The organism is Devosia honganensis (genome assembly GCF_042648785.1).
GTDB classification, from domain to species: Bacteria; Pseudomonadota; Alphaproteobacteria; order Rhizobiales; family Devosiaceae; genus Devosia; species Devosia honganensis.
This window is the reverse complement of sequence record NZ_JBHRYD010000001.1, coordinates 480513-506399: the sequence shown is the minus strand read 5'-3', so window position 1 is coordinate 506399 and position 25887 is coordinate 480513. Positions and strand designations below refer to the sequence as shown.

The window sequence follows — 25887 nt, the reverse complement described above, 5'->3', positions numbered from 1 at the left end:
AGGGGCATGATGCGCATCATTGCAGCCATCAGCGATGGTCTGGCGCGGCTGCTGGCGGCGGCGGTCGTCGTTATGACCGGCGTCATGCTCCTCGCCCTGGGCCTGCAGGTGGTGCTTCGCTATGCCTTTTCCATCACGCTGCCCTGGCCCGATGAACTGGCCCTGGCCATGTTCAGCTGGTCGGTGCTGCTCATCGCTCCATTGGGAGTGAAGGAAGGCTTCCATGCCCGGCTGGTCGTGGTGCCGGACAATCTCCCCGAACGCTGGAAGCCGGTGCAGCAGCGTGGCGTCGATCTGCTTTGCGCGATCCTGGGCGTGGCGCTGGCCGTGGCGGGCAGCCGCTATGTGCTCGAATCCTCGGTCATGCGCTCGGCCGCCATAGGCTATCCGCTGGTCTGGCTCTACGCCGCCCTGCCGGTCTCGGGAGCGCTGATGGTGCTGTTCGCCCTGGAGCGCTTGATCTGGGGACCACGCGCCCAGCCCGCCGAGATGCTCGATGTCTGAGGTTTCGCTGGTCCTGACAGGCGGCTTTGCGCTGCTGCTGGTGCTGGGCGTGCCCTTTGCCGTGGCCCTGGGCCTGTGCACCCTCGCCGCGCTGCTGGTCGCCGATATCGACCTCATGGTGCTGCCCCAGATGATGCTGGGCGGCACCCAATCCTTCAGTCTGCTGGCGATCCCCTTCTTCATGCTGGCCGGCGAGATCATGACTCGGGGCGGGCTGTCGCAGCGCATCATCAACGTGGCCGACGTCCTGGTCCGGCATTTGCGGGGCGGGCTCGGTCATGTCACCATCCTGGCCGCCGCCATCTTTGCGGCGATTTCCGGTTCGGCTCCCGCCACCACCGCTGCGGTGGGCTCGATCCTCATCCCCGCCATGGTCGAACGCGGCTTTTCCAAGCCCTTCGCCACCGCGCTCGCCGTCAGTGCCGGGGTGCTGGGCCCCATCATCCCGCCTTCGATCGCCGCCGTCATCTGGGCGGTGATCGCCGAAACGTCGATCGCCCAGCTTTTCGTCGCCGGCGTCGTTCCCGGCCTGCTGATGATCTCAGGCTTCATGGCGATCACCTGGTGGTATGCCAAGCGCCATAATATTCCTGCCCAGCCGAGGGCGGGTTGGAATGAAATCGCCGCTGCCTTCAAGCAGGGCATCTGGGCGCTGCTTGCGCCGCTCCTGGTGCTGGGGGGCATCTATACCGGCGTCTTCACCCCCACCGAGGCCGGCGTTGTGAGCTGCTTTTACGCCATCGTCGTCGGCGTCTTCATCGAGCGGCGCATTCGCCTCGGCGATCTTGGCGGCATCATCATCTCGGCAGCCCGGACCTCGGGGATGATCATGTTCATTATCGCCGCCTCATCCGGTTTCGGCTGGCTGATCGCCCAGGAACGCCTTGCGGTCCGCGCCGCCGAATTCCTGGTCACCGGTATCAGCGAGCCCTGGATGGTGCTCATCGTGCTCAATGTGGCCATTGTCATCGCCTGCGCCGTCATGGACGAGATCGCCATCATGGTCATCCTGGGGCCGATGTTCATCGCCATCGCCCAGCGCATCGGCATGGACCCCATCCAGTTCGGGACCATCATCGTCACCAATGTCGCCATGGGCATGGCCATACCGCCCATCGGCTATTGCCTCTTCGTGGGGATGGCGATTTCCAAACTGTCGCTCGGTGCCATTTCCAAGGCGATCTGGCCGCTATTGGTGGTGATGTTTATCGTGCTGGGGCTGGTGAGCTTCGTGCCCGCCATATCGCTGGCATTACCCACCTGGCTCTATAGATAACGGCGGCGGCCATATCCGCCAGCGCTTGTGCGCAAACCTCGCCTCATCCCAAGCCCGTGGACACGGCGTCCGATCGCTTGACAAAGCCCGGCCAAATCCTGTTAATACGCATAACTTCGCTAATACGTATTAGCAAAATTTGGGGAGGAGAGTGTCGATTGGCAGCGGTCAAGCGCCTGACACAGAGGGATATCGCAAGGCTTGCCGGCGTCAGCCAGGCGACGGTGTCGCTGGTTCTCAACAGCTCGCCCGCCGCCCTGGGCCGCATTCCCGCCGAGACGCGCGAGCGCGTCGGCAGGGTGATCCGCGAGACCGGCTATGTCGCCGATCCGGTCGCCCGCCGCATGGTCAAGGGGCTCAACCGCATCCTGGGCGTCTTCACCTATGAGCCGGCTTTTCCATCCGAGCAGGCGGATTTCTTCACCCCTTTCCTTTTCGGCATCGAGGAGGCGGCGCAGGAACTGGGCTACGACCTGCTGCTGATGACCGGCGCCGGCAGCCGGCGCAAGATTTTCGGCGACAATGCGCGCCTGCGGCTTTCTGATGGCTGCGTCATTCTCGGGCGCCAGTTCGACAGCGCCGAACTGGCGCGGCTGGTGGCAGGGGACTTCCCCTTCGTCGCCGTGGGGCGCCGCGACGATGCGGGCGGGCCCGTGCCCTATGTGGGGGGCGATTATGCCCCGGCGACCGCCGCCCTGGTCGAGCGGGCGCGGGCGCTCGGACATCAGCGCATCGCCTATGTAGGGCTCACCGAAGGGGCCGAATCCACCATCGACCGCTGGCAGGGTTTCGAGCGCGCCATTGCCGGCGCCGATCTCGTCCTCACCGTTCCCGAAGTCGACCGGCCTTCCGGCGAAGTGCTCGATGCGCTGCTCGGCGCCGGGGCCAGTTGCGTGGTCTTCACCGAACTGGCCGACGCCATCGGGCTCGAAGCGCTGGCGCGCCAGCGCGGCGTTTCCATTCCCGGCGATCTCTCCATCGTCGTGCTGGGCAATCACATCAGGGCCGAGCAGACCGGCATACGCTTCACCTCCTTCGTCATCCCGCGCGAGGCCATGGCGCGCGGCGCCACCGAGATGCTGGTGCGCCGCGTCGAGGACGATGCGCCGGTCGAACAGGTGCTGCTGCCCTGCAAGCCGGTCGAGGGGGAAACCCTCGGCCCCGTCAATTCCAAGACCAAGCGGACCAAATGACCAAAGAACTGCAAGCGGATATCCTCATTGTCGGTGGCGGGCTGGGCGGCGTCGCCGCGGCCCTGGGCGCGCTACGCGCCGGGCGCACCGTCATCATGAGCGAGGAATTTGACTGGCTCGGCGGCCAGCTCACCAGCCAGGCCGTGCCGCCCGACGAACATTCCTGGGTGGAGCAGTTCGGCGTCACCCGCTCCTATCGCCAGTTGCGCAACGGCATCCGCCAATATTACCGCGATCATTATCCGCTCACCGCCGCCAGCCGCGCCTGGGGCGATCTCAATCCCGGCGCCGGCTGGGTGAGCCGGCTCTGCGCCGAGCCCCGCGTCGGCGTGGCCGTCATCGAAGCCATGCTGGCGCCCTGGCGCGGCGGCGGCAAGCTCACCGTGTTGCAGCCCTATCGTCCGGTCGCCGCCGATGTCGCGGGCGATCTGGTGCGCTCGGTCACCCTGCAGCACCGCGACAGCGGCGAGCGCATCGAAATCGCCGCGCCTTATGTGATCGACGCCACCGAACTGGGCGACCTGCTGCCGCTCACCGGCACCGAATACGTCACCGGCTTCGAGGCCCAGTCCGATACCGGCGAGCCGAGCGCCCCTGCCGAGGCGCAGCCGGACAATGTGCAGGCCGTCTCCTTCTGCTTCGCTATCGACCATGTCGATGGCAACCACGTCATCGACAAGCCGGACAATTACGATTTCTGGCGCCGGTACCAGCCCGATTTCTGGGGCGGCCCGCTGCTCGGCTTCAAGGCGCCGCATCCGCGCACGCTCGAAATCGTCGAGCGCAGCTTCACCCCCAATCCCGATGACGATCCGCTCCTGGTCGATGCCGACCAGCGCCGCAATCCGGGTGACGGCAATCTGTGGACCTTCCGCCGCATCGCCGCCCGCCGCAATTTCGTGCCCGGTGCCTACCAGTCCGATATCTGCCTCGTGAATTGGCCGATGATCGACTATATGGAAGGCTCGATCATCGACGTTTCCGAGGAAGAAAAGGCCCGCCACCTCAAGGGCGCGGCCGAGCTCTCCCATGCGGTCTTCTACTGGCTCCAGACCGAGGCGCCGCGCGTCGATGGCGGTGTGGGATTCCCCGGCCTGCGGCTGCGCGGCGACGTCACCGGCACCGATCACGGCCTGGCCATGGCCCCCTATATCCGGGAAAGCCGCCGCATCCTGCCGGTGACCCGCATCGTCGAGCAGGACGTGTCGATGACCATTCACGGCAATGCGCTGTCGAAAAGCTACCGCGACAGCGTCGGCATCGGCATGTACCGGATCGACCTGCACCCTTCCACGGGCGGCGACAATTATGTCGACGTGGAATCGGCGCCTTTCGAAATCCCGCTCGGGGCGCTGCTACCGCGCCGGATGCGGAACCTGCTGCCCGCCGGCAAGAATATCGGCACCACCCATATCACCAATGGCTGCTACCGCCTGCATCCGGTGGAGTGGAACATTGGCGAAGTGGCCGGGATGCTGGCCGGACACTGTCTCAATAACGGGCTCACACCGCACCAGGTGCAGGAAAACGATGCCCGGCTCACCGACTTCCAGGCACGTCTCTATGGCGAGGGGATCGAGATCCGCTGGCCGGACGTGCGTGGGTATTGAAGCACATCAAAGGAGGAACCAAGCAATGAAACTCTCTCATCTCAGGACCACGGCGGCGCTGGCCGGCGTTCTCCTGCCGCTCGCCTGGAGCGGCGTCGCCTGGGCCCAGGACGCGGTCAATTTGCGCATGGCCTTGTGGAGCGCCAACGAGGCGCACCTGGCGCTCTTCAACGAGATCGCCGAAGGCTTCACCGCCACCCATCCCAATGTGACGGTGACTTTCGAGCCAATTCCGTTCGACAGCTACACCACGACGCTTACCACCCAGATTGCCGGCGGCAATGCACCGGACCTGGCCTGGATCTTCGAGACCAGCGCCGCCGACTTCGTCAATTCCGGCGCCCTGGCGCCCCTCACCGACGCCTTTGCCGCGACCGAGGGCTATGAACTCGAGGACGTGACCGAGTCGGCGATGGGCCTGTGGAAGCGGGACGGGCAGCTCTATGCCTATCCCTTCTCCACCTCGCCCTTCGCGCTCTTCGTCAATGACGACCTCATCACTGCCGCGGGCGCCAGGACCCCGGCCGAGCTGATCGCCGCCGGCGAATGGAACTGGGACAATGCCCTGGCCAGTGCCAAGACCGTTGCCGATACGGGCGACGCCGACGGCCTCGTCGTGCGCGACTTCAACTTCCAGAACTGGCAGAACCTGACCGCCATGTGGCGCGGCTGGGGCGCCGATTCCTGGAGCGCCGATGGCAAGACCTGCGGCTTCACCAGCCCGGAAATGGTCGATGCCATGAGCCGCATCCATGAGGCGATCTTCGTCGACGGCTCCATGCCGGGGCCGGGCGAGAATGTCGATTTCTTCACCGGCGATGCGGCCATGACCATCACGCAGATTTCGCGCGCTTCGCTGCTGCCGCAGGAAGACCCGTTCGCCTGGGATCTGGTGCCGCTGCCCGAAGGTCCGGCCGGGGCCTATGCCGTGGTCGGCCAGGCCGGGGTGGGCGCCTTCGCCAATCGTCCCAATACCGACGTGGCAGTCGAATTCCTGGCCCATTTCACCAATCCGGAAAATAGCCGCAAGCTGGCCCAGTTCTTCCCGCCGGCCCGCGCCAGCCTGCTCAATACCGAGACGCTGGCCGCCACCAATCCCCTGCTCACGCCCGAGCAGATCGAGAACGTGGTCGTCGACGGCATCACCAATGGGCAGGTGATCTCGGGCCATACCAACTTCGCCCAGATTCAGCAGACCGTCCGCTCCAGCCTCGACGCGCTCTGGGTCGCCGATGCCGACGTGCCGGCGGTGATGCAGTCGGTCTGCGACAGCGTCGCCCCGCTTCTGGCGCGCTGATCGGCAAAGCAAGTCCCGCCCCGTCCGGGAGCGCGCCAGCGCCGCTCGGGCGGGGACCTCAGGAAAAGCCATGACCCAGCCACGCCCTTTCTGGACCATTGAGCGCCGCGACGCGGCGGCCGGCTATCTGTTCATCGCGCCGCAATTCGTGGGCATCGTCACCTTCGTGCTGGTCCCGCTCGGGCTGGTGTTCTGGTATTCGCTGCATGAATGGAACGTGCTGGCTTCGACCTTCAATTTCGTCGGCACGGCCAATTACCGGATGCTGCTCGAGGACAGGAACCTGCCTGCGGTGCTGGCCTCCTCTGCCATCTTCTCGGCGGGCCTCGTCGTCCTCAACATGTCCCTGGCGCTGCTGCTCGCCGTGCTGCTCGACCAGAAGCTCAAGGGCATCGTGGTCTTCCGCACGCTGTTCTTCTCGCCCGTCGTCGTCTCGCTCGTGGCCTGGACCATCGTGTGGAGCTTCCTCCTCCAGAACAATGGCGGCATCAATGGCCTGCTGGCCATGTTCGGCATCGAGGGGCCCAATTGGCTGCGCACCCCCACCACCGCCATGCTTTCGGTCATCGTGGTGCAGGTGTTCAAGAATGTCGGGCTCAACATGATCCTGTTCCTCGCCGCGCTTCAGGGCGTGCCCAAGGAACTCTACGAGGCCGCGCGGGTCGACGGGGCAGGGCGCTTCAAGCAGTTCCGCCGCATCACTCTGCCGCTGATCTCGCCCACCATGCTCCTGACCTCGATCATCACCATTGTCGGTTCGCTCCAGGTCTTTGCCCAGATCGCCGTGCTCACCCAGGGCGGGCCAGGCATGTCCACCACCGTTCTGGTCTATTACCTCTATCAGCAGGCGTTCCAGTTCCACTTCTTCGGCTATGGCTCGACCCTGTCGATCCTGCTCTTTCTCATCGTCGCCGTCCTGACCTTCGCCCAGTGGCAATTGCGCAAGCGGATCGTCTTTTATGAAAACTGAGCTTTCCCCCCGCATGAAGGTCGGCCTTTACGGGCTGATGTGCGTGTTGCTCGTCCCCTTCGTCTTTCCCACCTGGTGGATGGTGACCTCGTCGGTCAAGCCGATCAGCGACATCTTCGCCTTCCCGCCGGACCTCTGGCCGCGCCGTTTCGATTTTTCCACCTATGCCCAGGTGTTCGACCTGCAGCCCTTTGGCCGGCAATATTGGAACTCGGCCTATATCGCGGCGCTGGTCACCATCGGCACCATGATCGTCTCGTCCATGGCCGGCTATGCCTTCGCCCGGATCCGCTTTCCCTTCGCCAATACCCTCTTCATGGTGGTGCTGCTGGGCCTGCTCATCCCCTCCGAAGTCACCATTGTGCCGCTGTTCCAGATCTTCCTCAAATGGGGGATGATCAATACCCACTGGCCGCTGATCCTGGTGCCGATCTTCGGCGCGCCTTCGGTTTTCGCCACCTTCGTCATGCGGCAATTCTTCATCGCGCTGCCCAATGAATTGGAGGAGGCGGCGCGCGTGGACGGGCTGGGGCGCTTCAAGATCTTCTGGACCATTGCCCTGCCTTTGGCCAAGCCGGCGCTGGGGGCGGTGGCGATCTTCACGTTCCTCCATTCCTGGAATCTTTATCTCGAACCCATCGTCTTCCTCTCCTCGACGCAGATGTTCACCCTGCCGCAGGCGCTGACCCAGTTCACCGATGCCTATGGCGGGGCCATGTGGAACATCCAGTTGGCGGCCGCGACCATGACCGCCATTCCGGTGTTGCTGGTCTTCATCGTGGCGCAGAAGCAATTCGTCGAAGGACTTGCCCATACCGGGCTGAAAGGCTGAACCCATGGCACAAGTCACGCTCAGGACCGTCGCCAAGAGCTATGGCGCCACGCAGGTGCTGCACGGCATCGACATCGACATCGCCGATGGCGAATTCGTCGTGCTGGTCGGACCTTCGGGCTGCGGCAAATCAACCCTTTTGCGTATGGTTGCCGGTCTCGAGACCATTTCGGGCGGCGCTGTCGAGATCGGGGGACGCGTCGTCAACGATCTCGAGCCCAAGGATCGCGACATCGCCATGGTGTTCCAGAATTATGCGCTCTATCCGCATATGACGGTCGCCGCCAATATGGGCCTTTCGCTCGAGCATCGCGGCGGCGGCAAGGCCGAGATCGCCGAGCGGGTGAAATGGGCCGCCGACATATTGGGCCTTTCTGCCCTGCTTGACCGCTATCCGCGCCAGCTTTCGGGCGGCCAGCGCCAGCGCGTCGCCATGGGCCGCGCCATCGTGCGCAATCCCCAGGTTTTCCTGTTCGATGAGCCGCTCTCCAATCTCGACGCCAAGCTGCGCGTGGTCATGCGCGGCGAGATCAAGGGCCTGCATCAGCGCCTCGGGGTCACCACCCTCTATGTCACCCATGACCAGATCGAGGCCATGACCATGGCCGACAAGATCGTGGTGATGAATGCCGGCCGCGTCGAGCAGATCGGGGCCCCGCTCGATCTTTACGATCGCCCGGCCAATCTGTTCGTGGCCGGCTTTATCGGCTCGCCGGCGATGAATTTCATCGAAGGGCGTGTCACGCAAGAGGGCTTTGTTGCCGATGGCGCCACCCTGCCGCTGCCGCAAGGCACCGCCCCGGCCGACAGGGCCGTCTATGGCATCCGTCCCGAGCATCTGGCGCTGGCCGAAACCGGCATCGCTGCCGAAGTGCTGCTGGTCGAACCCATGGGCTCGGAAACCCAGGTCACCATGAATGTCGGCGCCCATCAGCTCATCGGCGTTTTCCGCGAGCGCCTCAAGGCGCAGCCGGGGGAAATCATCCACCTCCAGGCCGACCTCGCCAACCTCCATCTCTTCGCCGCCGATGGCACGAGGATCAATTGATGTTTCCCCAAACCCCTTTCTACCGCGCCCTCACCTCGGGCGAGTTCCCGATCATCGTCTCGCTGGCCCGCCACGATCTCGATCTCGCCAGGGCGGCGATCGATGCCGGCGCCACCGCCCTCAAGACCCATCTCAACGCCTATCACCGCGCCACCGGCACGACTTTCGGAACCTTCGCCGAGGAACGCCCCTTTTTCGAGCAATTGGCGAAGCTGGGCTGTCCCTTGCTGGTCATGGCCGGGCAGGAGGTGGTGCCCGACGCCACCGAGATGGATGAGCTGGCCGCGCTCGGCTTCGAGGGCTTCAACGTCTATATCGACCATATGCAGCCGCATCTGCTCGCCTCCAAACTCCGGCCCATGCCGGCGCTTCCGGCCGATGGCACCGTAGAGGATGCCAAGGCGATCGCCGCCACCCCCGGCTGCATTCTTGAAGCCTCGATTCAACCCTTCGAGCGTTATCGCACGCCGATGACGCAGGCCGATCTGGCCCGCTATGCCGCCATTGCCGCGGCGGTGGACGTTCCGGTCATCGTGCCGAGCCAGCTCGCTCTCACCCCCGAGGACGCCGCCGCCCTGCGCGCCGCCGGCCTCGCCGCCCCGCTTCTGGGCGCCATCGTCACCGGCGACAGTCCAACCTCGATGACCAGAGCCGTGCGGGCCTTTGCGGGGCGCTAGATCGGGAAACGATCTAGGTGCGGGCTTTCCCCGTGGTGTTTCGGACCACGATATTGGTGTTGAGCACATAGCGCACGTCCGGCGCCGCTTGGTTCTCGAGGGCGTCTACCAGAAGCGTCAGTGCCGTCTTCCCCGCTTCGATGGATCGATTGGAAACCGTCGTCAGCGAGGGGTAGGTGGTGGCTCCCAGCACGTCATCGCACCCGACCACCGAAAGCTCTTCCGGCACCGATACGCCACGGTCCAGCAGTTCGGCCAGCATGCCCTGGGCGGTGAGGTCGTCGAAGGCGATCACGGCGGTAGCGCCGGATGCGAGCACGTTCGGCACGACCCGGCGCCCCGCTTCGAACGCCGGGTATTCGTTGGCGATGACGCCGACTTCCAGCCCGAGGGCCCGCGCCGACCGGCGGACGGCGGCACGGCGCTGCTTGTTGGACCACGATCCGCGGGGGCCGCCGACATAGACCAGCTTCTTGTGGCCGAGCGAGGCCAGGTGCTCGACGGCCTCGGTCACGCCCGAGGCGCTGTCGATGAGGACGCGTGGAATGCCCTCCACGTCCCGGTTGATGAGAACCACCGGCCGACGGGCCGCATGCTCGACGATCTGTTCGTCGGTGAGGCGCGACGAAACCAGCAGGAATCCCTCCACCTGGCCGCCGAAGCGCCCGATCAGCTTGTCTTCCTGCTTGGGCATCTCATCGGAATTGCCCAGGAAAACGCAGTAGTCGGACCGGTCGGCTTCCGACTGGGCGGCCCGGATCAGCGGGGGGAAGAACGGATTGGCCACGTCGGGCACGATCAGCGCGATATTGCCGTGGCGGCCGGTGCTGAGTGCGCGGGCGGTCCGGTTGGGCACGTAGCCGAGCCTTTCGGCCGCCGCGGAAATCTTGCGGACCGTTTCCTCGCTCAGCATTTCCGGGCGGGTGAAGGCGCGGGACACGCTGGATTTGGTGACCCCCGCGGCTTCGGCTACCTGATTGATCGTCGGTCTGGTCCGGCGAGGCATTATGGGCACTCGTCTCTCGCTTTGCTGTTCGTCTAATGCCACGTCAATTAACCAAAGGATAGTCACTTGACGTGCAACCGGTTGCATCAGATAGTCGCCCTGTCGGGGCTGGCGGCGATGTCGGGCGCCGGACTGCTGGAGGTTTCTCGTGACGTCTGTGGCTCCCACCGCGAAAGCGATTCGCAATGCCGGCCGGATGGTGGTCCGGGTTTTCGATAGCCGCGAAGCGATGGGGGCCGTGGCTGCGCAGGATATCGCCGCTGCCCTGCGGTCGGCCCTGGGCCGACAGGCGGGGGTGCGCATGGTTTTCGCGGCCGCTCCGAGCCAGGCCCAGATGCTTTCGGCCCTGAGCGCGGCGCCCGATATCGATTGGGGCAGGGTCACCGCGTTTCACATGGACGAATATATCGGGCTGGCTCCCGCGGCGCCGGAGCGGTTCGCCAGATGGCTGGACGACAATCTGTTCGACCGGGTGCCGTTCGGGCAGGTTCATCGTCTCGTGCCGGAGCCGGACCCCGTCGCCGCGTCGGCCCGCTATGCCGGCCTTCTTGCCGAAGCGCCGATCGACCTCGTTTGCCTCGGCATCGGCGTCAACGGCCATATTGCCTTCAACGATCCGCCGGTGGCCGATTTCAACGATCCGCTGGACGTCAAGGTCGTCACGCTGGATCATCATTGCCGGCAGCAGCAGGTCGATGACCGGTGCTTTGCCCGAATCGAGGATGTGCCGCGACAGGCGATCACCCTGACCATACCCCGGCTGATGCGCGCGGACAGGCTGTTCTGCGTGGTGCCCGGCGCTCCGAAGCGGGACGCGGTGCGGAGCACGCTTTATGATCCGATAAGCACGCAATGCCCGGCCAGCATCCTGCGCGACCATGCCGACTGCACCCTCTATCTCGATGTGGAGTCCAATCCAGATGCCTGATCCTATCGACGCCGATGCGCTATGCGCAGGCTATTTGTCCGATGTCGCCGCGCTCATGCAGTCCATTCTGGTCGAGGAACGCGACGCTTTGGATCGCGCCGCCGAGCGTGTGGCCGATCAGGTGGTGGCGGACCGGCTGGTCCATGTCTATGGCCCCGGTGGACATTCGAACCTTGCGGCGCAGGAGATTTTCTTCCGCGCCGGCGGCCTGATGCATGTCAGCGCCATTCTCGATGAAGGCACCCTGCTGTCCAATGGCGCGCTGCGTTCGATGGCGATAGAGCGGACCCCGGGCTATGGCAAGGTGGTGATCGAGGATCAGCGCCTTGGCGAAGGGGACCTGCTGATTCTGGCGAATGCCTATGGGATCAATGCGGCGCTGATCGATGCGGCGATCACGGCGCGTCGGCGCGGCGCCTTTCTGATCGGCTTCAATTCGCACTCCCATGCCGATGGCAGCGCGGCGAGCCACCCCGCGCGCCACCCGTCCGGACAGAATCTGCACGATATCGTCGATATCGCCATCGACACCAAGGTGCCGATCGGGGATGCGCTGGTTTCCGTGGATGGCGTCGGCGAGAAGATCGCCGCGGTTTCGACCTTTGCCAATGCCTTCGCACTCAACTGCCTCGTCATCCGCACCGTGGCGAAGCTAGCCGGGCGCGGCGTCGAGCCGCCGATCTGGCGCAGCGGCAACGCCCCGGGGGGCGACGAGGCGAATGCCCTCTTCCTCGCCCGTTTCCGCGATCGGGTCCGCTGGCTATGACCGCCACGGTCCGCATCCTCGGGCGCGACCCGGCAAGTGGGGCGGGGATTGCGGTGGACTGCGTCGACGGGATGATCGCAGCCATCGAGCCGGCGCATGGGCCGGCCCATGCGCCATATGTGTCGGCGGGATTCGTCGACCTGCAGGTAAACGGCTATGGCGGCAACGATCTCAACGCCGGCCCGCCGACGCGCGAGACGCTCGAACGCCTGGCGCGGCATTTGCTGGGGGCGGGGACGACCACCTTCGCCCCCACGCTGATCACGGCCGGCGAGCAGGCCCTGTGCGATAGCCTCGAAGCCATCGCCGCGGCGCGTCGGCAGAGCCCGCTGCTGGCGCAGATGATTCCCTTCGTCCACGTCGAAGGCCCGTCCCTCGACCCTGCGGACGGCCCGCGCGGCGCTCATCCGCTCGAGCATGTGCGGCGGCCCAGCCTCGCAGAATTCGCCCGCTGGCAGCAGGCCGGCGAGGGGCTGGTAGGCCTGGTCACCCTTTCGCCGCATTACGAGGAGGCCCCCGCCTATATCGCGGCATTGGCGGCTCAGGGGGTGCTGGTGTCCATCGGCCATACAGGGGCCACCGCCGAACAGATCGATGCCGCCGTCGCTGCCGGGGCGCGGCTGTCGACGCATTTGGGCAACGGCGCGGCGAGCATGCTGGCCCGGCATCCCAATTTCATCTGGTCGCAACTGGCCAACGACCGGCTGACGGCGAGCTTCATCGCCGATGGCCATCATCTGCCCGCCGCGACGCTCAAGGCGATGCTGCGCGCCAAGACGCTGGACAACGCCATCCTGGTCTCCGACGCCGCAGCCCTTGGCGGGCAGAAGCCGGGGCTCTATCGCAGCCCGATCGGCGGCGAGGTCGAGGTTTCTCCCGATGGGCGGCTGGGGGTGGCGGGCACGCCCTACCTGGCCGGCGCGGGGCATTTGCTTGATCGCAATATCGCCCATGCCATCGAGGCGGCGGGACTGTCACTTGCCGAGGCGCTGCGCCTCGCCACCCGCAATCCGGGTGCCTTCGCCGGGGGGCGGGGCGTGCTGGCGCCGGGGCAACGTGCGGATATCACGCTTTTCGACTGGGCGCCCGGGGATCATCGGCTCGACGTCAAGAATGTGTTCATCGCCGGGGAGAGGTCGTTTCCATGATCAGGGCGGGCGTTTCCTGTGTCGACATAACTCCGCCCGCCGGGCTGCATCTGGCCGGCTTCGCCGCCCGCACCCTGCCGGCCACCGGAGCGCACGACCCGCTGACCGCCAGGGCGATCGCGGTCGAGGATACCGCCATCGTCGCGCTCGACGTGGTGGGCGTGCACGAAAGCATGGCGGAACGGATCAGGCAGCGCTGCTGCCTGCCCGAGGACCGCGTTATCGTCACCGCCACCCATACCCATGGGGCGCCCGTTTCCATGCCGGGCCGGCTGGGGCGCAACGCCAATCCCGCCTTCCTGCAGCAGATGGAGGATGGCGCCGTCGAAGCCATCCGCCTCGCCGTCGAGAACCGGCAGCCGGCCACGATTGCCGCAGGACTGGGCGCCGATCCGGGCGTGGCCTGGAACCGCCGACATGCGGACGGGCCGCTCGACCGCTCCGTTCCCGTCATCCGCATCCGCAATGGCGCTGGCGAATGTCTTGCCGTCATGGCCTCCTATGCCTGCCACCCGGTGGTGCTGGCGGCCGACAATCTGCAGATGACGGCAGACTATCCCTTCTTCGTGCGCCAGGCGCTGGAAGCTGCCCATCCCGGAGCCATTGCCCTGTTCCTCACCGGCTGCGCCGGCGATGCCAATACGGGGCATACGGCACAGGCCTCGTGGACGCTGGCCGCCAATGCGGAGCGCAGCTTCGCAACGGCCGAACGGCTGGGGCGGCGGATAGCCGATGCGGCCCTGGAGGCCCCCGAACAGGCGATGGCCGGGTCGGTGGGGGCAGGGCATCGGCAACTCGATCTTGCCCTGACGCGGCTCGAAGATGCTCCGCTTGACGTGCTCGCCGCACGGTGGCGCGCCGAGCAGGCGGCTGCAGAGCCCGTTCGGGCCATTCTGCTTGGCCACTGGGTCGAGTGGGCGGAGAAATACCGGGATGCGGAGCCGGGGTCCTGGCGCGCCCGCGTCACCCTGCTGGATTGGGCCGGGATTCCGATCGTGGCCATGCCGGGGGAGATATTCAGCGAGACCGGGCTCTCGGTCAGAAGGGCCTGCGAGGGGCGGCCCGCCTTTATTCTCGCCTATGCCGAGGGCACGCCCGGCTATATCCCGCCGCGCGGTGAATATCCTCATGGCGGCTACGAGGTGGACGAGGCGCATCGCTTCATCGGCATGCCCGGCGCTTTCGCTCCAGGATCGGCGGAAGCCTTGGCCGATGCGGCGATAGACCTGCTGCGAGAACGCCACTTGACACCGCAACCGGTTGCATAAACACTCGCATTATCGCCGCAGGGAACGAGCGACAAACAAGGGAGCAGTTATGACACACATATTCGAGCACGGCCGCGCTATGCGGCGGAACGCCTTCAGAGTTTCATTGCTGGGCGGTGTGGCGTTGGCCATGGTTGCCGCCCCCAGCGCGCAGGAAATCCGGGTCTGGAGCGGATATCCGGAACTGGCGCCGTTCTATGAGCACGTCGCCGAGGGCATGAAGGGCGAATATCCCGATCTCAGCGTCCGGGTGGAGGCCATCGCCCTTCGCGAGCACGAGAAGCGCCTGGCGCTGGGCCTGACCTCGGGCGAGGCGGCGGAAGTTATCGAGCTCGGCACGTCGACGGCGACGCGTTATCTCGAGAACGAATTGTTCAACGTCGCCCCGGACGAAATTGCCGCCTTCGTCGAGGACCCGGCCAATTTCAGCGGCTTCTTCCGCGATTCAGCCAGCTATGACGGCACGGTGCACGGCATGCCGCTGTTCCGCGGCCAGAGCGCGCTCTACTACAATACCGACATGTTCGCGGCTGCCGGCCTTACCGAGCCGCCGGCCGACATGGCGGAATACACCACCTATGCCGAGGCGCTGACGCAGCGTGACGCCAATGGCGAGCCGGTCGTGTCGGGCTGGAGCCTGCGCCTAAGCGGTGGCGGGCAGGGTATCGCCGAAAAGTTCTGGATCAACATGTTCCAGTTCGGCGAGAACCTGGTCGAGCAGAATGAAGCGGGCCTGTGGCGCGCGGATTTCGCCAATGAACAGGGCCGCGCCGCGCTGAAGCAATATCTGGAGAACGTGCATACGCTCAAGACCGTGACGGTCGAGATGCCTGCGGACGCCGAAGCCTTCGAGCGCGAGCAGACCGCCATGTTCATCCGCGAATCCTGGGTGATCGGCGACATCGCGGCCAAGGCGCCGGACCTGGCCTATGCCACGGCAACCCTGCCGCGTGGCTCGATCGTGGCGCCCGTGTCCCTGTGGATCACCGGGGAGGGAGAAAAGGCCGATGCGGCGTGGGCCTTCGCCCAGGCGTCCAATGAGCCGGAAAACCTGCTCTGGCTGCTGGACAATGTCGGCTGGCTGCCGAACCGGTCCGGCCTCGACTACAGCGCGATCCTCGAGGCCAAGCCGGCTCTGGCGGCATTTGTCGAGTATCCGGACACCTACGAGTTCTTCTCGCTGCCCAATATCGGTCCGGTCGAGGAAATCCTCACCCGTGCCGCCGCCCGCCTGACCGATGCCTTTGCCAATCCCGCGCTGGCGGCGGATGATGCGGCTATCGATGCGGTGCTTGTCGCCATGCAGGACGAGATCAACGGCCTCTTGCAGCGCGAGGGCCTGCTGGCTGAATAAGCCGGTCGCCTGACACCATCATCGCCGGGAAGGCCAGTCGCCTTCCCGGCCTCGATCAGCGGAGAACCATATGCTCCGGCGCAAGAGATGGCTCTTTGCCGTATCCGCCATCCTCCCCACGCTGGCGATCTTCGCCTGGCTGCGACTCTATCCGATCTTCGAGACGCTGCGTCTCAGCCTGCACAAATGGGATATCCTCTCCAAGAACAAGCCATTCATCGGACTGGCGAATTTTCAGGAACTGATGGGCGACCGGCTGTTCCACGAGGCCCTCCTCAACACGAGCCTCATCGCGTTCGGCGTGCTCATCATCACCATCCCCACCGCCATGGTGCTGGCGGCGCTGATCCACTATCGGACGCGCTCGCGCGTCGCGGGGTTCTACGAGACGGCGATCTTCCTGCCCCATGTGGTGTCGCTGGTGCCCGCGGCGATGGCGTGGAAGTGGATCTTCGACGCGCGCCTTGGCCCGCTCAACGCGCTTTTGAGCTTTTTCGGCATCCAGCCACAGGCGTGGCTGTTCGATCCGACCCTCTCCGTCATCAGCGTCATCGTGCTGTGCTCGTGGCAGGCGCTCGGCTATGCGGTGCTGATCTATCTCGTCGGGTTCAAGAGCCTGCCGGTGTCGCTCTATGAGGCGGCCAAGCTCGATGGCGCGTCGGGCCCGCAATCGTTCTGGTTCCTCTCCATTCCGATGCTGAAGCCGATCACGCTCTATGTGTCCGTGGTGACGCTGGTTTCCGGCTTCAATGTCTATGCCCAGGCCTTCGTGCTGGCCTCCGACGCGCAGGGCGCGCCTGGGCGGCAGGTGCGAGTGCTGGTCCTCGACATGCTGGAAAACAGCTTCCGCAACTATCGCGTCGGCTATGCCGCCTCCGAGGCCGTGGTGCTGCTGCTGATCGTGCTGGTGCTGACGCTGATCCAGTTTTCGCTGCTGCGGGAAAGGGGACGGGCATGACGCACACCTCCGCCGAGACGAGCCGCAGGACCCGCCGCCTGCGCCGCATGCTGGTCGATCGGGGCATCGACGCGGTGCTCATGCTCTTCAGCCTCCTGATGCTGCTGCCGCTGGTGCTCCTGGTGTCCAACGGGTTCAAGACGCCCCAGGAAATGCTCGCCTGGCCTCCCACCATCATCCCGGCCAATCCCACCACCGACAATTTCGAGGCGGTGCTGCGCGAGACGCCGCTCCTGCGCTGGATTCTCAACAGCATCCTGTTTGCGGTGCTCTCGACGCTGGCGATCCTGGCGACCTCGTCCATCGCCGGCTACATCCTGGCGAAGTTCCGCTACACGTCCCTCAACGTGGTGTTCGCCATCATCTTGGCAACGGCCATCGTGCCGTTCGAGGTCTATATGATCCCGCTCTATTTCCAGGCGCAGAGCCTCGGCATCCTCAACAGTCTCTGGGGGCTGCTGCTGGGCTATCTGGTGATGAGTTTCGGCATCTTCCTCATCCGGCAGAACGTCATTCACTCCATCCCCGACGAGCTCATTGAGGCGGCGCGCATCGACGGCGCCGGAGAGCTCTGGATATTCTTCCGCATCGTGCTGCCGCTGCTGCGCGGGGCCTTGGGCGCCCTGGGGGTGCTGGCATTCTTCCAGGCCTGGACGGCCTTTGCCTGGCCCATGATCGTGGCGACCAATCGCGAGGCCTATACGATCGAGGTCGGCCTGGCCCTGTTCCAGACCGGGTTCATGGTCGATCTGGGGCGCCTCAGCGCCGCATCCGCGCTGGTGCTCGTCCCCTCGATCACGCTCTTTGTCATCCTGCGGCGCAACTTCGTTCAGGGCGTCGCCAGCACGGGGCTGAAGGAATGAGTGCCGCACACCCCTTTATCGGCGAGGCAAGCCGGCTCTATGTCGCGGCCAATGTGGCTAGCCTCGACTGGATGCTGGCCCGGCCGGCGCTCGGGCCGGGTTTCCTCAACACCAAGCAGAACAGCATCACCCTGGCCGATTACGGTCCCGATGACGGTCTGCGCGGTCCGGCCTATACCTATGGCTGGATCCAGGGCAGGGGACTCGAGGCGCTGGCGACGCATGCCGGGCTCCTCGCTTCGTCGCATCCCGAACTGGTGGACAGGATCGACGCCGCCGGACGCCGCCTCTACGCCCTGCTGCGTGACCTTTGGGAGCGGGATGGACATGGCTATTTTTGCTACGATGCCGGGATGCAGCCGGTCATCGCCGGGCCCGATGGCAGCACTTCACCCCAGGCGCCGGCCGGTGAGACCCGCACCTATTCCGACATTTTCATCCTCAAGGGGCTGATCGCGGCGGCGGCGCGCTACGACCGGCAGAGTCTCGATGGTCATCTGGCCCGGCTTCCAGCGCTGGTCCATGCCATCGAAGGCGGGCGCTTCCAGATGAACGAGCGCCGCCGCCTCGGGCCCGAGGCGCTGGCCGCGCAGGAAGACGATTTCGGGCCGCGCATGATCCTGCTCGGCGCCGCCGGCATGCTGCAGCGGATCGGCCGGCCCGAGGCGGCCGGCTTTGCCGACCGGTTCCTCGCCCATGTGTTGGACCGTCACCTCGATCGGGCCTCCGGGCTCTTGCGGAACGTGCCGGGTGCCGACGCCTGCAATATCGGGCACGGCATCGAACTGGTGGGCTTTGCCCTCGATTACCTGCCTGCCGACGCCGACAAGGTGTTGGTGCAGCAGTTGGAGCGGGTGCTGCTGGCCTCCTTCACTGCCGGCTTTTCCGGTCCCGGCATCCGGCTGGGCGTGTCGGTCGCGACGGGGGCGCCGCAAAGCCCCTATTGTCCCTGGTGGTCCCTGCCCGAGACCATCCGGGCGGCGGCGCTCTGCCATGAACGCACCGGCAACCCGCAGATATTGGAGGTCTGGCGCCGGGCGCATGAGGCCTTCTTCGACAACTTCTGGCGCAGCGAGGCGGCCCTGGCCTACCAGACCCTGACCGATGAGGGGCCCGTCGATTTCGTTCCGGCCACTCCCGATCTCGATCCCGGCTACCACACGGGCCTCAGCCTGCTCGCCGCCATTCAGGCGGCGGGGCGCATGGGCGTGGCCCGGTCAACTCGCTCGAACACAGGTGCTTAGATGGCTGCCGTAGAAATTCGCAACGTAGCCAAGTCCTACGGTCCTACCGACATCATCCGCGACGTGGATATCGCGGTTCCCGATGGCGCTTTCGTGGTGCTGGTCGGACCCTCCGGCTGCGGAAAGTCGACGCTGCTGCGCATGATCGCGGGCCTCGAGGATATCGACAAGGGCGAAATTTCCATCGGCGGAAGGGTGATCAACGACGTCGAGCCCAAGCATCGCGACATCGCCATGGTGTTCCAGAACTACGCCCTATATCCGCACATGACCATTGCGGAGAACATGGGCTTCTCGCTGCGGCTGGCGCGCCAGCCCAGGCAGGAGATCGACCAGCGCGTGGCGGAAGCCGCCCGGATGCTCGGGCTTTCCGAATACCTGCATCGCTATCCCAAGCAATTGTCCGGCGGCCAGCGCCAGCGCGTGGCCATGGGACGCGCCATCGTGCGCCAGCCCCAGGTGTTCCTTTTCGACGAGCCGTTGTCCAACCTCGATGCCAAGCTGCGCGTGCAGATGCGGGCCGAGCTCAAGGACATGCACGCCCGCTTCAAGACCACCACCATCTATGTGACCCACGATCAGATCGAGGCCATGACCATGGCCGACCTCATCGTGGTGATGCGGGGCGGCGTCGTGGAACAGGTCGGCACGCCGCTCGATCTGTATGACTACCCGGCCAATATGTTCGTGGGCAGCTTCATCGGCTCCCCGGCCATGAACTTCCTGGCCGGCACCGTCCGGTCGCTGGCGGGCGATGTGGAGCTCGAGACCGCGAGCGGCATTCGCCTGAAGCTGGACGGCGGGCTTGCCGCCTTTGCCGACCGTCCGGTGACGCTGGGGATCAGGCCGGAGCATATCGCGCTGGCCGATGCGGATGAGGGACTCAGCGGCACGATCGCCAGCATCGAGCCCACCGGTTCGGAGACGTTCATCATCGTGCAGGTGGGCGAGGACAGGCTGTCGGTGCTGTTGCGCCAGCGCCTGCTCGCCAGCCCCGGAGACCCGATCCGGCTGGCGGCAAACGGGAGCATGCATCTGTTCGACACGGAAACCGGCAAGCGGCTTGCCGCCCGGTAACGGCCCGCAATTGGGGCCGGCGCGGTTCATAGCCCGCCGGCCAATCGGGGCTGCGGCTTAGGCGCTCGGCTTCAGCAGCGCTGCCGAATCCTGGTCGAGATGCAGGGTGACATTGTCGTGCCGCTGCAGGATCGAGGCGGGCACTTGCGGTGACACCGGTCCCTCGGTCGCGGCTTGAACCGCCTTGGCCTTTCTTGCATCGGGCACCGACAGGATGATCGCGGCGCTTTTCAGGATCTGCCGCACGCTCATCGACACGGCCCGGAGCGGCACGTCGTCCAGGGTGGCAAACCATCCCTCGCCCATCTGCTGGGCGCGGCAGGCATCGTCCAGTTCGACGACATGATAGGGTGCTTCCGTGTCGAAATCCGCGGGCGGGTCGTTAAAGGCGAGGTGACCGTTCTCCCCGATCCCGGCAAAACACACGTCGATGTCCAGTTGCGCAATGCGCCGGCCGACGCGGGCCACCTCCGCCTCGAGGTCGCCGGCGTCCCCATCGACATAGATGATTTCGCCCAGATCCGGCAGCTTCTCGGCGAACCGCTCCCGCAGATAGCGGCGGAAGCTGGCGGGATGATCACTGGAAATGCCGACATATTCATCCAGGTGGAAGGCGGTGACCTTGGAGAAGTCCACATCCGCCTTGACCAGGTGTTCCAGCATTTCGAACTGGCTGGCCCCCGTCGCGACGATGATATTGGCGTGACCGCGCCGCGAGATTGCCGCCCTGATGGCCTCTGCGCCCTGATGGGCCGCCGCCTTGCCAAGCTCGTCCTTGGACCTGTGGGTGATGATATGCACGAAACAACCTTCCTACGAACTGGCAGGCCTTAGCCCTTGAAACGTTTGCATCTTCATCGGCAATGCTAACATGCAGGAAAAGTTACGCAACCGGTTGCAAAAGATGAGCGAGTGTAGAACATTCGCCTTTCCATACGGTCGGAGGAGGATCTCATGAAGCTGAAACTCGTTGTCGCCATCGTCGCCGCTGGCACATTGATGAGCCAGACCGCTATCGCCCAGGAGGGGGCGCTGGTCGTCTACAACCCGGCAGGCGACGCCGGCGAACTGATCATCGACGCCTTCCGCGAGAAATATCCCGCGATTTCCATCTCGGCCATCAATGCCGGCGTGGGCGAGTTGTTCACCCGCATGGCGGCCGAAAAGGCGAACCCCCAGGGGGACGCGATCCTGTGCGCGTCGAGCGAAGCCTTCCTCGCCAATCCGGATCTGTTCGAACCCTATGACAGCCCGGAGCTGCCTAATTTCGACGCCAGCGTGGTGGCGGCCGACCACTCTTTCTACGGCTGCTCGATGCCCTTGCAGGCCTTCATCATCAACACCAACTTGCTGAGCGAGGACGAATATCCGCGTAGCTGGGCCGATCTGGCCAAGCCGGAACTGCAGGGCAAGCTGGTGCTGGCAAACCCGTCGCTGTCCGGTTCCGCCTATGCGCAGCTCGCCCAGATCCTGCAACTCCATGGCTGGGAAGTGGCCGAACAGGTCATGAAGAACGCCCGCTTCACCACCTCGTCCCAGAGCGTGTTCCAGGATGTGGGGCGCGGGGAGATCGAAGTGGGCGTGACCGGTGAGGTCAACGTCAAGACCATGATGGATGAGGGCTACCCGGTGGTGGCCGTCTATCCCTCGGATGGCACGGGTCTGCGTTTCGACGCTTCGGCGATCATCGCCGGCGGTCCCAATCCGGACAATGCCCGGCTGTTCCTGGATTTCGCCAATTCCAAGGAAGCGCACGAGCTGATCGTTTCGACGAATCGCCGCTCCGTCCGCACCGATGTCGTGGCCCCCGAAGGGCTGATGCCGACGAGCGAAGTCCCCACCTTCCCTTATGACGACAATCTCGCGGCGAGCACCCGCGACGAGAACCTGGCCAGGTTCGACGAACTCTTCAGCCAGTAACAAGACCATCTGAGGAAGCGCGGCACGGCCGCGCTTCACAGCCCGGGAGGGGCGCCGCTTGCACCATTTCCAAGGGTTCACCGAAGCTAAGAATCCGGACGCGCCGGACACCAATGAAGACCGCATCGTCGCCATTCCCAATCGCCTTTACGCGGTAATCGACGGCGCGACCGACATTAGCGGCATCCGCTATGATGATCGGCTGGGACAGGGCGCCACCGGCGGCTATCTGGCCGCCCAGGCCGTTGCGCAGGCCTGTTCCATCGCGGCGGCGGGCCCGTTTGCCAGCCTGCCTGACGCCACCAAACTGGTTGGAGAACTCAATGAGGCGATCCGGGCCGTCTACGGGCGGCTCGGCATCCCCGAGGAGGACATCGGCTCCGGAAAGGCCCGCTTCCGCGCCGCCTTCTCCGCCGCTGTGGTGGCGCAGGACAAGGTGCGCCTCCTCGCCCTGGGCGATTGCGGCATCCGGGTCAATGGCGATGCCGTGCTGGAGCACCATTTCCCCGGTGACACGGTGCTGGCCAAGGCGCGGTCCGCGGCCTGGTCGATCCTGGCGGCAAGGGGGCTGGCTCCGGACGAGATCCGGCCCGTCGCGCGGCAATTGATCGTTCAGGGACCGGCCTCGGGCGTCGCGCCGCCCGGCCCTCTCACTTCGGCCGATCTGTCCGCCATTCTGGCCAGCGTCAGGGGCGACCGAATGGTGCTCGACGCCTGTGCCGATGATCCGGCGCTTCTCGATCGCATTCTCGCCGCCGGGCTGGAGGGCATCCGGGCCGATCCGAAAGGGTTCCGCGCCGCCGCGCTCGACGGCGTGAGCGATATCGGCGCCTTGGTTCGTGTGCTCGATCTGCCGCGGCTGGACGTCACGACGCTGGAGTTGTTCACTGACGGCTATCCGGCTCAACCGGATACCACCGGCATTGCCGCCTGGGAGCAGGCCCTCGCCGAAGCGGACCGGGTGGATCCGGAGCGCATCGGCTCCTATGCCAGCACCAAGGGCCGTGTCGGCAAGAATTTCGGGGATGATCGCAGCATCCTCATCATATCCACGGGAACTTTCTGATGGCCTCTTCCTCGCCGGCGCCTGCCCAGCTTTCGGTGCGCGACCTCACCAAGATCTTCGAGACGCCGGAAGGCCCCGCCACGGCGGTCAGGAACGCCAGCTTCGATATCGCCCCTTATACGTTCTTCACCATGCTCGGCCCTTCGGGCTGTGGGAAGACCACGACCCTGCGCATGATCGCGGGCCTCGAAACCATCACCAGCGGGCAGATTCTGTTCAATGGCGAGGATTTCCGTCGCAAGAGCGCCTTCGAGCGCAATATCGGCATGGTGTTCCAGTCCTATGCGCTGTTTCCGCATATGACGGTGTTCGAAAACGCCGCCTATGGCCTGCGCCTGCGCGGCGCGGACGAGGCCATGATCAGGCAGCGGGTGACTGAAACCCTGGCCATGCTGCGCCTCGACGGGCTCGCCCAGCGCTATCCGGCCGACCTGTCGGGAGGACAGCAGCAGCGCGTCTCGATCGGTCGGGCGCTGGTCTACCATCCCGGCATGCTGCTGCTGGACGAGCCGCTGGCCAATCTCGACGCCAAGCTGCGCGTCGAGATGCGCGACGAAATCCGCCGGTTGCAGAAGACGCTGGGGGTGATGGCGCTCTATGTCACCCACGACCAGGAAGAGGCCATGGCCATTTCCGACGTGATCGGGGTTTTCTCCAAGGGACAGCTTATGCAGCTCGGCGCCCCCTATGAGATCTATTCCGCCCCCACCTCGCTTTTCGTGGCCGATTTTATCGGCAAGGCCAACTTCTTCCCCGTCGACATCGAGACGAGCGACAAGGATCGTTCCGCAGTGGTGGCGCGGGGGGGAAGCCGGTTCCCCGGAGTGCGGACCATCACTGCGGCACGTGACGAGAGCAGTTGGTTCTGCAAGCCGGAGGCGGCGCTGATGATGTCGCGGCCCGAGAAGATGTGGCTCTCGGCTGCGTCCGAGCGCCTCGACGAGCCCGCTTTCGCCGGACGCGCCGTGCGCATCCAGTTCCTGGGCAGCTTCGTGCGCTATCTGGTCGAGAGCGGCCAGGCGCGCGGCGAGGTCATCATCGACCTGCCGGCCTTCGCCCCCGGCGTTTCGGAGGGCGACGACGTCCGCTTCGGCCTTGTGGGGGAAGGCCTCGTGTTCAAGGAGGCGTCGCAGTGACCGATCTTGCCGCGACGGCTATTCCGTCTCCCACGAGGAAACGGTTCAATATTGCCCCCTTTGTCGCGGGGGGCATCACCATCTTCGTGCTGGTGGCTTTTCTGCTTTACCCGATCGGTACCACCATGGTGAACAGCTTCGCCCCCGCCGGCGAGAGCTTCAACCTGCTGAACGCTACCTTCGAAAATTTCTCGCGCTTCTGGACGTCCGCCTTGTATCAGCGGGCGCTGTTGAACACGATCTTCATCGGCGTGGTGGTCACCGTGCTGGCCACTGCGGTGGCGGTTCCGGCTGCCTATTTCGTGGCGCGCGTCGATATCCCGTTCAAGCCGCTGATCCTGTCGCTGTCGATCATTCCGCTGATCTCGCCCCCCTTTATCGGGGCCTATTCCTGGGTGGTGCTGTTCGGCCGGAGCGGCATCGTCTCGCAATATGCGAACCAGTGGTTCGGCATCCAGATGCCGCCGGTTTACGGATATTTCGGTGTCATCCTGTCGATGGTGCTGTCGAATTTCACCTATGTTTTCCTGTTCGTGCAGGGGGCGCTCACCGCGGTCGATCCGCATCTGGAGGAAAGCGCCCGGGTCATGGGGGCCTCGCGCTGGCGCATTCTGCGCACGGTGGTGCTGCCGCTGGCGATTCCGCCCATGCTGGCGGGCGCCATGATCGTGCTGATCGAGGCGCTTGGCGAGTTCGGCACGCCGGCGGTGCTGGGCGGGGAAATGTACGTGCTCTCCACGCTCATGTATTTCCAGATCCACGGCTTCTTCAATCTCAACGCGGCGTCGGCCATTGCGCTGGTCAATGTGCTGATCACGCTGGTGGCGATCCTGTTCCTGATCCGCGTCAACAAGAAGCGCCGCTTCGTCACCGTGGGCAGCACCACGCGCCGGGCCGCGCTGCAAACCGGCCGGGGCATGAAGATCCTCGCCAATACCTATGTCTGGGGCCTGCTCGCCCTCGCCCTGCTGCCGCAACTGGTGGTGGTGTTCACCTCGTTCGCGGAGAAATGGCCGGGCACGCTGTGGCCCACGCAATATGGATGGGGCAATTACCAATATGTGTTCAGCCGCGTGGTCGAGCCGCTGCAGAACAGCCTGATCCTGGCGGCCATCGCCACCCTGGCCTGCGTCGTTTTCGGGACGCTGACCGGCTATGTCGCCGAGCGGAAGAGTTTTGCGGGGAAATGGGCGCTCGACCTCACCATCATGCTGCCCTTCATCCTGCCGGGCATCGTCACCGGGGTGGCGCTGCTGGTGACCTATAATAGCGGGCCGATCGCTCTCACCGGCACCGCCGCGATCATCGTCATCGGCTATTTCGTCCGGCGCATCGCCTATATCTACCGCTCGGTGGTGGCCGCCGTCACCCAGATCGACCTCAAGATGGAAGAGGCCTCCACCATGGCGGGCGCCACCTGGGGCACGACCATGCGCAAGGTCACCATCCCGTTGATCGCGCCGGGAATCCTGGCGGGCGCGATCATCGTCTTCACGACGCTGATCTCGGAGATGAGCACGACCGTCATGCTCTATTCGGCGCGCTGGAAGACCATTTCGATCGCCATCTACGAGCGCCTCGAAACCCAGGAGATCGCCGCCGCCGCCGCGATCGGATCGATCACCATCCTCGTCACCCTGATCCTGGTGCTGACCGCCACCAAGGTAATCGGCAAGTCCATGTCCGAGCTGTTTTCCTGAGGATGGGAGCGACCTCATTGCCCTATAAGCCGGGCAATGAGGCCGG

Annotated in this window: 24 protein-coding genes; 22 read left to right on the top strand and 2 right to left on the bottom strand. The window is 65.1% G+C overall.

Going from position 1 to position 25887, the window contains the following annotated elements; genetic code table 11:
- The first annotated feature begins 6 nt into the window (after nt 1-6).
- The 9 genes from ACFOOL_RS02425 to ACFOOL_RS02385 all read left to right on the top strand — a co-directional run bounded on the left by ACFOOL_RS02425 (nt 7) and on the right by ACFOOL_RS02385 (nt 9407).
- Nucleotides 7-504: a TRAP transporter small permease gene (locus ACFOOL_RS02425; RefSeq protein ID WP_380094550.1), complete on the top strand. Its 498-nt coding sequence runs from the start codon at nt 7-9 to the stop codon at nt 502-504.
- Nucleotides 497-1780, top strand: a complete 1284-nt coding sequence (locus ACFOOL_RS02420) for a TRAP transporter large permease (RefSeq protein WP_380094548.1) — start codon at nt 497-499, stop codon at nt 1778-1780. Before ACFOOL_RS02425 ends, ACFOOL_RS02420 begins: the two co-directional genes overlap by 8 nt.
- A 158-nt stretch (nt 1781-1938) precedes the next feature.
- Entirely contained in the window at nt 1939-2973 is a 1035-nt protein-coding gene (locus ACFOOL_RS02415; RefSeq protein WP_380094546.1) for a LacI family DNA-binding transcriptional regulator, read from the top strand.
- Entirely contained in the window at nt 2970-4583 is a 1614-nt protein-coding gene (locus ACFOOL_RS02410) for an FAD-dependent oxidoreductase (protein WP_380094544.1), read from the top strand. Before ACFOOL_RS02415 ends, ACFOOL_RS02410 begins: the two co-directional genes overlap by 4 nt.
- 25 nt (nt 4584-4608) lie before the next feature.
- Nucleotides 4609-5880, top strand: a complete 1272-nt coding sequence (locus ACFOOL_RS02405) for an ABC transporter substrate-binding protein (RefSeq protein WP_380094542.1) — start codon at nt 4609-4611, stop codon at nt 5878-5880.
- A gap of 70 nt (nt 5881-5950) precedes the next feature.
- A complete protein-coding gene (locus ACFOOL_RS02400; protein ID WP_380094540.1) occupies nt 5951-6850 on the top strand; it encodes a carbohydrate ABC transporter permease in 900 nt (299 codons plus the stop codon).
- Entirely contained in the window at nt 6840-7682 is an 843-nt protein-coding gene (locus ACFOOL_RS02395; RefSeq protein WP_380094538.1) for a carbohydrate ABC transporter permease, read from the top strand. The genes ACFOOL_RS02400 and ACFOOL_RS02395 overlap by 11 nt, the downstream gene beginning before the upstream one ends.
- A gap of 4 nt (nt 7683-7686) precedes the next feature.
- Nucleotides 7687-8730, top strand: a complete 1044-nt coding sequence (locus tag ACFOOL_RS02390) for an ABC transporter ATP-binding protein (protein WP_380094536.1) — start codon at nt 7687-7689, stop codon at nt 8728-8730.
- Entirely contained in the window at nt 8730-9407 is a 678-nt protein-coding gene (locus tag ACFOOL_RS02385; protein ID WP_380094534.1) for a hypothetical protein, read from the top strand. The genes ACFOOL_RS02390 and ACFOOL_RS02385 overlap by 1 nt, the downstream gene beginning before the upstream one ends.
- A 13-nt stretch (nt 9408-9420) precedes the next feature.
- On the opposite strand, the gene ACFOOL_RS02380 is transcribed toward ACFOOL_RS02385, so the two are convergent.
- Nucleotides 9421-10413: a LacI family DNA-binding transcriptional regulator gene (locus tag ACFOOL_RS02380; protein WP_380094532.1), complete on the bottom strand. Its 993-nt coding sequence runs from the start codon at nt 10411-10413 to the stop codon at nt 9421-9423.
- 148 nt (nt 10414-10561) lie between these two features.
- Here ACFOOL_RS02380 and ACFOOL_RS02375 point away from each other — a divergent pair, with 148 nt between their 5' ends.
- The 9 genes from ACFOOL_RS02375 to ACFOOL_RS02335 all read left to right on the top strand — a co-directional run bounded on the left by ACFOOL_RS02375 (nt 10562) and on the right by ACFOOL_RS02335 (nt 20019).
- The gene (locus ACFOOL_RS02375) at nt 10562-11341 is read left to right on the top strand and encodes a glucosamine-6-phosphate deaminase (protein ID WP_380094530.1); all 780 of its coding nucleotides are present in this window, start codon (nt 10562-10564) and stop codon (nt 11339-11341) included.
- A complete protein-coding gene (locus ACFOOL_RS02370) occupies nt 11334-12107 on the top strand; it encodes a sugar isomerase domain-containing protein (protein WP_380094529.1) in 774 nt (257 codons plus the stop codon). Before ACFOOL_RS02375 ends, ACFOOL_RS02370 begins: the two co-directional genes overlap by 8 nt.
- Nucleotides 12104-13255: an N-acetylglucosamine-6-phosphate deacetylase gene (locus tag ACFOOL_RS02365; protein ID WP_380094527.1), complete on the top strand. Its 1152-nt coding sequence runs from the start codon at nt 12104-12106 to the stop codon at nt 13253-13255. The genes ACFOOL_RS02370 and ACFOOL_RS02365 overlap by 4 nt, the downstream gene beginning before the upstream one ends.
- Nucleotides 13252-14523: a neutral/alkaline non-lysosomal ceramidase N-terminal domain-containing protein gene (locus tag ACFOOL_RS02360; RefSeq protein ID WP_380094526.1), complete on the top strand. Its 1272-nt coding sequence runs from the start codon at nt 13252-13254 to the stop codon at nt 14521-14523. The genes ACFOOL_RS02365 and ACFOOL_RS02360 overlap by 4 nt, the downstream gene beginning before the upstream one ends.
- Nucleotides 14524-14653: 130 nt before the next feature.
- Nucleotides 14654-15877, top strand: coding sequence for an ABC transporter substrate-binding protein (locus ACFOOL_RS02355; RefSeq protein WP_380094524.1), 1224 nt, complete (start codon nt 14654-14656; stop codon nt 15875-15877).
- A gap of 70 nt (nt 15878-15947) precedes the next feature.
- A complete protein-coding gene (locus ACFOOL_RS02350) occupies nt 15948-16835 on the top strand; it encodes a carbohydrate ABC transporter permease (RefSeq protein ID WP_380094522.1) in 888 nt (295 codons plus the stop codon).
- Nucleotides 16832-17698, top strand: a complete 867-nt coding sequence (locus ACFOOL_RS02345; protein ID WP_380094521.1) for a carbohydrate ABC transporter permease — start codon at nt 16832-16834, stop codon at nt 17696-17698. The genes ACFOOL_RS02350 and ACFOOL_RS02345 overlap by 4 nt, the downstream gene beginning before the upstream one ends.
- A complete protein-coding gene (locus tag ACFOOL_RS02340; RefSeq protein ID WP_380094519.1) occupies nt 17695-18942 on the top strand; it encodes a hypothetical protein in 1248 nt (415 codons plus the stop codon). Before ACFOOL_RS02345 ends, ACFOOL_RS02340 begins: the two co-directional genes overlap by 4 nt.
- Nucleotides 18943-20019: an ABC transporter ATP-binding protein gene (locus tag ACFOOL_RS02335; protein WP_380094517.1), complete on the top strand. Its 1077-nt coding sequence runs from the start codon at nt 18943-18945 to the stop codon at nt 20017-20019.
- 57 nt (nt 20020-20076) lie between these two features.
- Here the strand turns inward: ACFOOL_RS02335 and ACFOOL_RS02330 are convergent, their stop codons facing one another.
- Entirely contained in the window at nt 20077-20820 is a 744-nt protein-coding gene (locus ACFOOL_RS02330; RefSeq protein WP_380094515.1) for a glucosamine-6-phosphate deaminase, read from the bottom strand.
- A 153-nt stretch (nt 20821-20973) separates the two neighbouring features.
- On the opposite strand from ACFOOL_RS02330, the gene ACFOOL_RS02325 reads away from it, so the two are divergent.
- From ACFOOL_RS02325 to ACFOOL_RS02310, 4 genes are read left to right on the top strand one after another with little or no spacing between them, the layout of a single operon-like run.
- A complete protein-coding gene (locus ACFOOL_RS02325) occupies nt 20974-21939 on the top strand; it encodes an extracellular solute-binding protein (RefSeq protein ID WP_380094513.1) in 966 nt (321 codons plus the stop codon).
- 58 nt (nt 21940-21997) lie between these two features.
- Nucleotides 21998-23005: a hypothetical protein gene (locus ACFOOL_RS02320; RefSeq protein WP_380094511.1), complete on the top strand. Its 1008-nt coding sequence runs from the start codon at nt 21998-22000 to the stop codon at nt 23003-23005.
- A complete protein-coding gene (locus ACFOOL_RS02315) occupies nt 23005-24141 on the top strand; it encodes an ABC transporter ATP-binding protein (protein ID WP_380094510.1) in 1137 nt (378 codons plus the stop codon). The genes ACFOOL_RS02320 and ACFOOL_RS02315 overlap by 1 nt, the downstream gene beginning before the upstream one ends.
- Nucleotides 24138-25841 (top strand): ABC transporter permease, encoded by a 1704-nt coding sequence (locus tag ACFOOL_RS02310; RefSeq protein WP_380094508.1) that lies wholly within the window; start codon nt 24138-24140, stop codon nt 25839-25841. The genes ACFOOL_RS02315 and ACFOOL_RS02310 overlap by 4 nt, the downstream gene beginning before the upstream one ends.
- Nucleotides 25842-25887: the final 46 nt, after the last annotated feature.

Coding starts and splice junctions, on each gene's coding strand:
- ACFOOL_RS02425 (WP_380094550.1), top strand. CDS start 7: ATGATGCGCATCATTGCAGCCATCAGCGATGGTCTGGCGCGGCTGCTG.
- ACFOOL_RS02420 (WP_380094548.1), top strand. CDS start 497: ATGTCTGAGGTTTCGCTGGTCCTGACAGGCGGCTTTGCGCTGCTGCTG.
- ACFOOL_RS02410 (WP_380094544.1), top strand. CDS start 2,970: ATGACCAAAGAACTGCAAGCGGATATCCTCATTGTCGGTGGCGGGCTG.
- ACFOOL_RS02405 (WP_380094542.1), top strand. CDS start 4,609: ATGAAACTCTCTCATCTCAGGACCACGGCGGCGCTGGCCGGCGTTCTC.
- ACFOOL_RS02400 (WP_380094540.1), top strand. CDS start 5,951: ATGACCCAGCCACGCCCTTTCTGGACCATTGAGCGCCGCGACGCGGCG.
- ACFOOL_RS02395 (WP_380094538.1), top strand. CDS start 6,840: ATGAAAACTGAGCTTTCCCCCCGCATGAAGGTCGGCCTTTACGGGCTG.
- ACFOOL_RS02390 (WP_380094536.1), top strand. CDS start 7,687: ATGGCACAAGTCACGCTCAGGACCGTCGCCAAGAGCTATGGCGCCACG.
- ACFOOL_RS02385 (WP_380094534.1), top strand. CDS start 8,730: ATGTTTCCCCAAACCCCTTTCTACCGCGCCCTCACCTCGGGCGAGTTC.
- ACFOOL_RS02380 (WP_380094532.1), bottom strand. CDS start 10,413: ATGCCTCGCCGGACCAGACCGACGATCAATCAGGTAGCCGAAGCCGCG.
- ACFOOL_RS02370 (WP_380094529.1), top strand. CDS start 11,334: ATGCCTGATCCTATCGACGCCGATGCGCTATGCGCAGGCTATTTGTCC.
- ACFOOL_RS02365 (WP_380094527.1), top strand. CDS start 12,104: ATGACCGCCACGGTCCGCATCCTCGGGCGCGACCCGGCAAGTGGGGCG.
- ACFOOL_RS02360 (WP_380094526.1), top strand. CDS start 13,252: ATGATCAGGGCGGGCGTTTCCTGTGTCGACATAACTCCGCCCGCCGGG.
- ACFOOL_RS02355 (WP_380094524.1), top strand. CDS start 14,654: ATGGTTGCCGCCCCCAGCGCGCAGGAAATCCGGGTCTGGAGCGGATAT.
- ACFOOL_RS02350 (WP_380094522.1), top strand. CDS start 15,948: ATGCTCCGGCGCAAGAGATGGCTCTTTGCCGTATCCGCCATCCTCCCC.
- ACFOOL_RS02345 (WP_380094521.1), top strand. CDS start 16,832: ATGACGCACACCTCCGCCGAGACGAGCCGCAGGACCCGCCGCCTGCGC.
- ACFOOL_RS02340 (WP_380094519.1), top strand. CDS start 17,695: ATGAGTGCCGCACACCCCTTTATCGGCGAGGCAAGCCGGCTCTATGTC.
- ACFOOL_RS02335 (WP_380094517.1), top strand. CDS start 18,943: ATGGCTGCCGTAGAAATTCGCAACGTAGCCAAGTCCTACGGTCCTACC.
- ACFOOL_RS02325 (WP_380094513.1), top strand. CDS start 20,974: ATGAAGCTGAAACTCGTTGTCGCCATCGTCGCCGCTGGCACATTGATG.
- ACFOOL_RS02315 (WP_380094510.1), top strand. CDS start 23,005: ATGGCCTCTTCCTCGCCGGCGCCTGCCCAGCTTTCGGTGCGCGACCTC.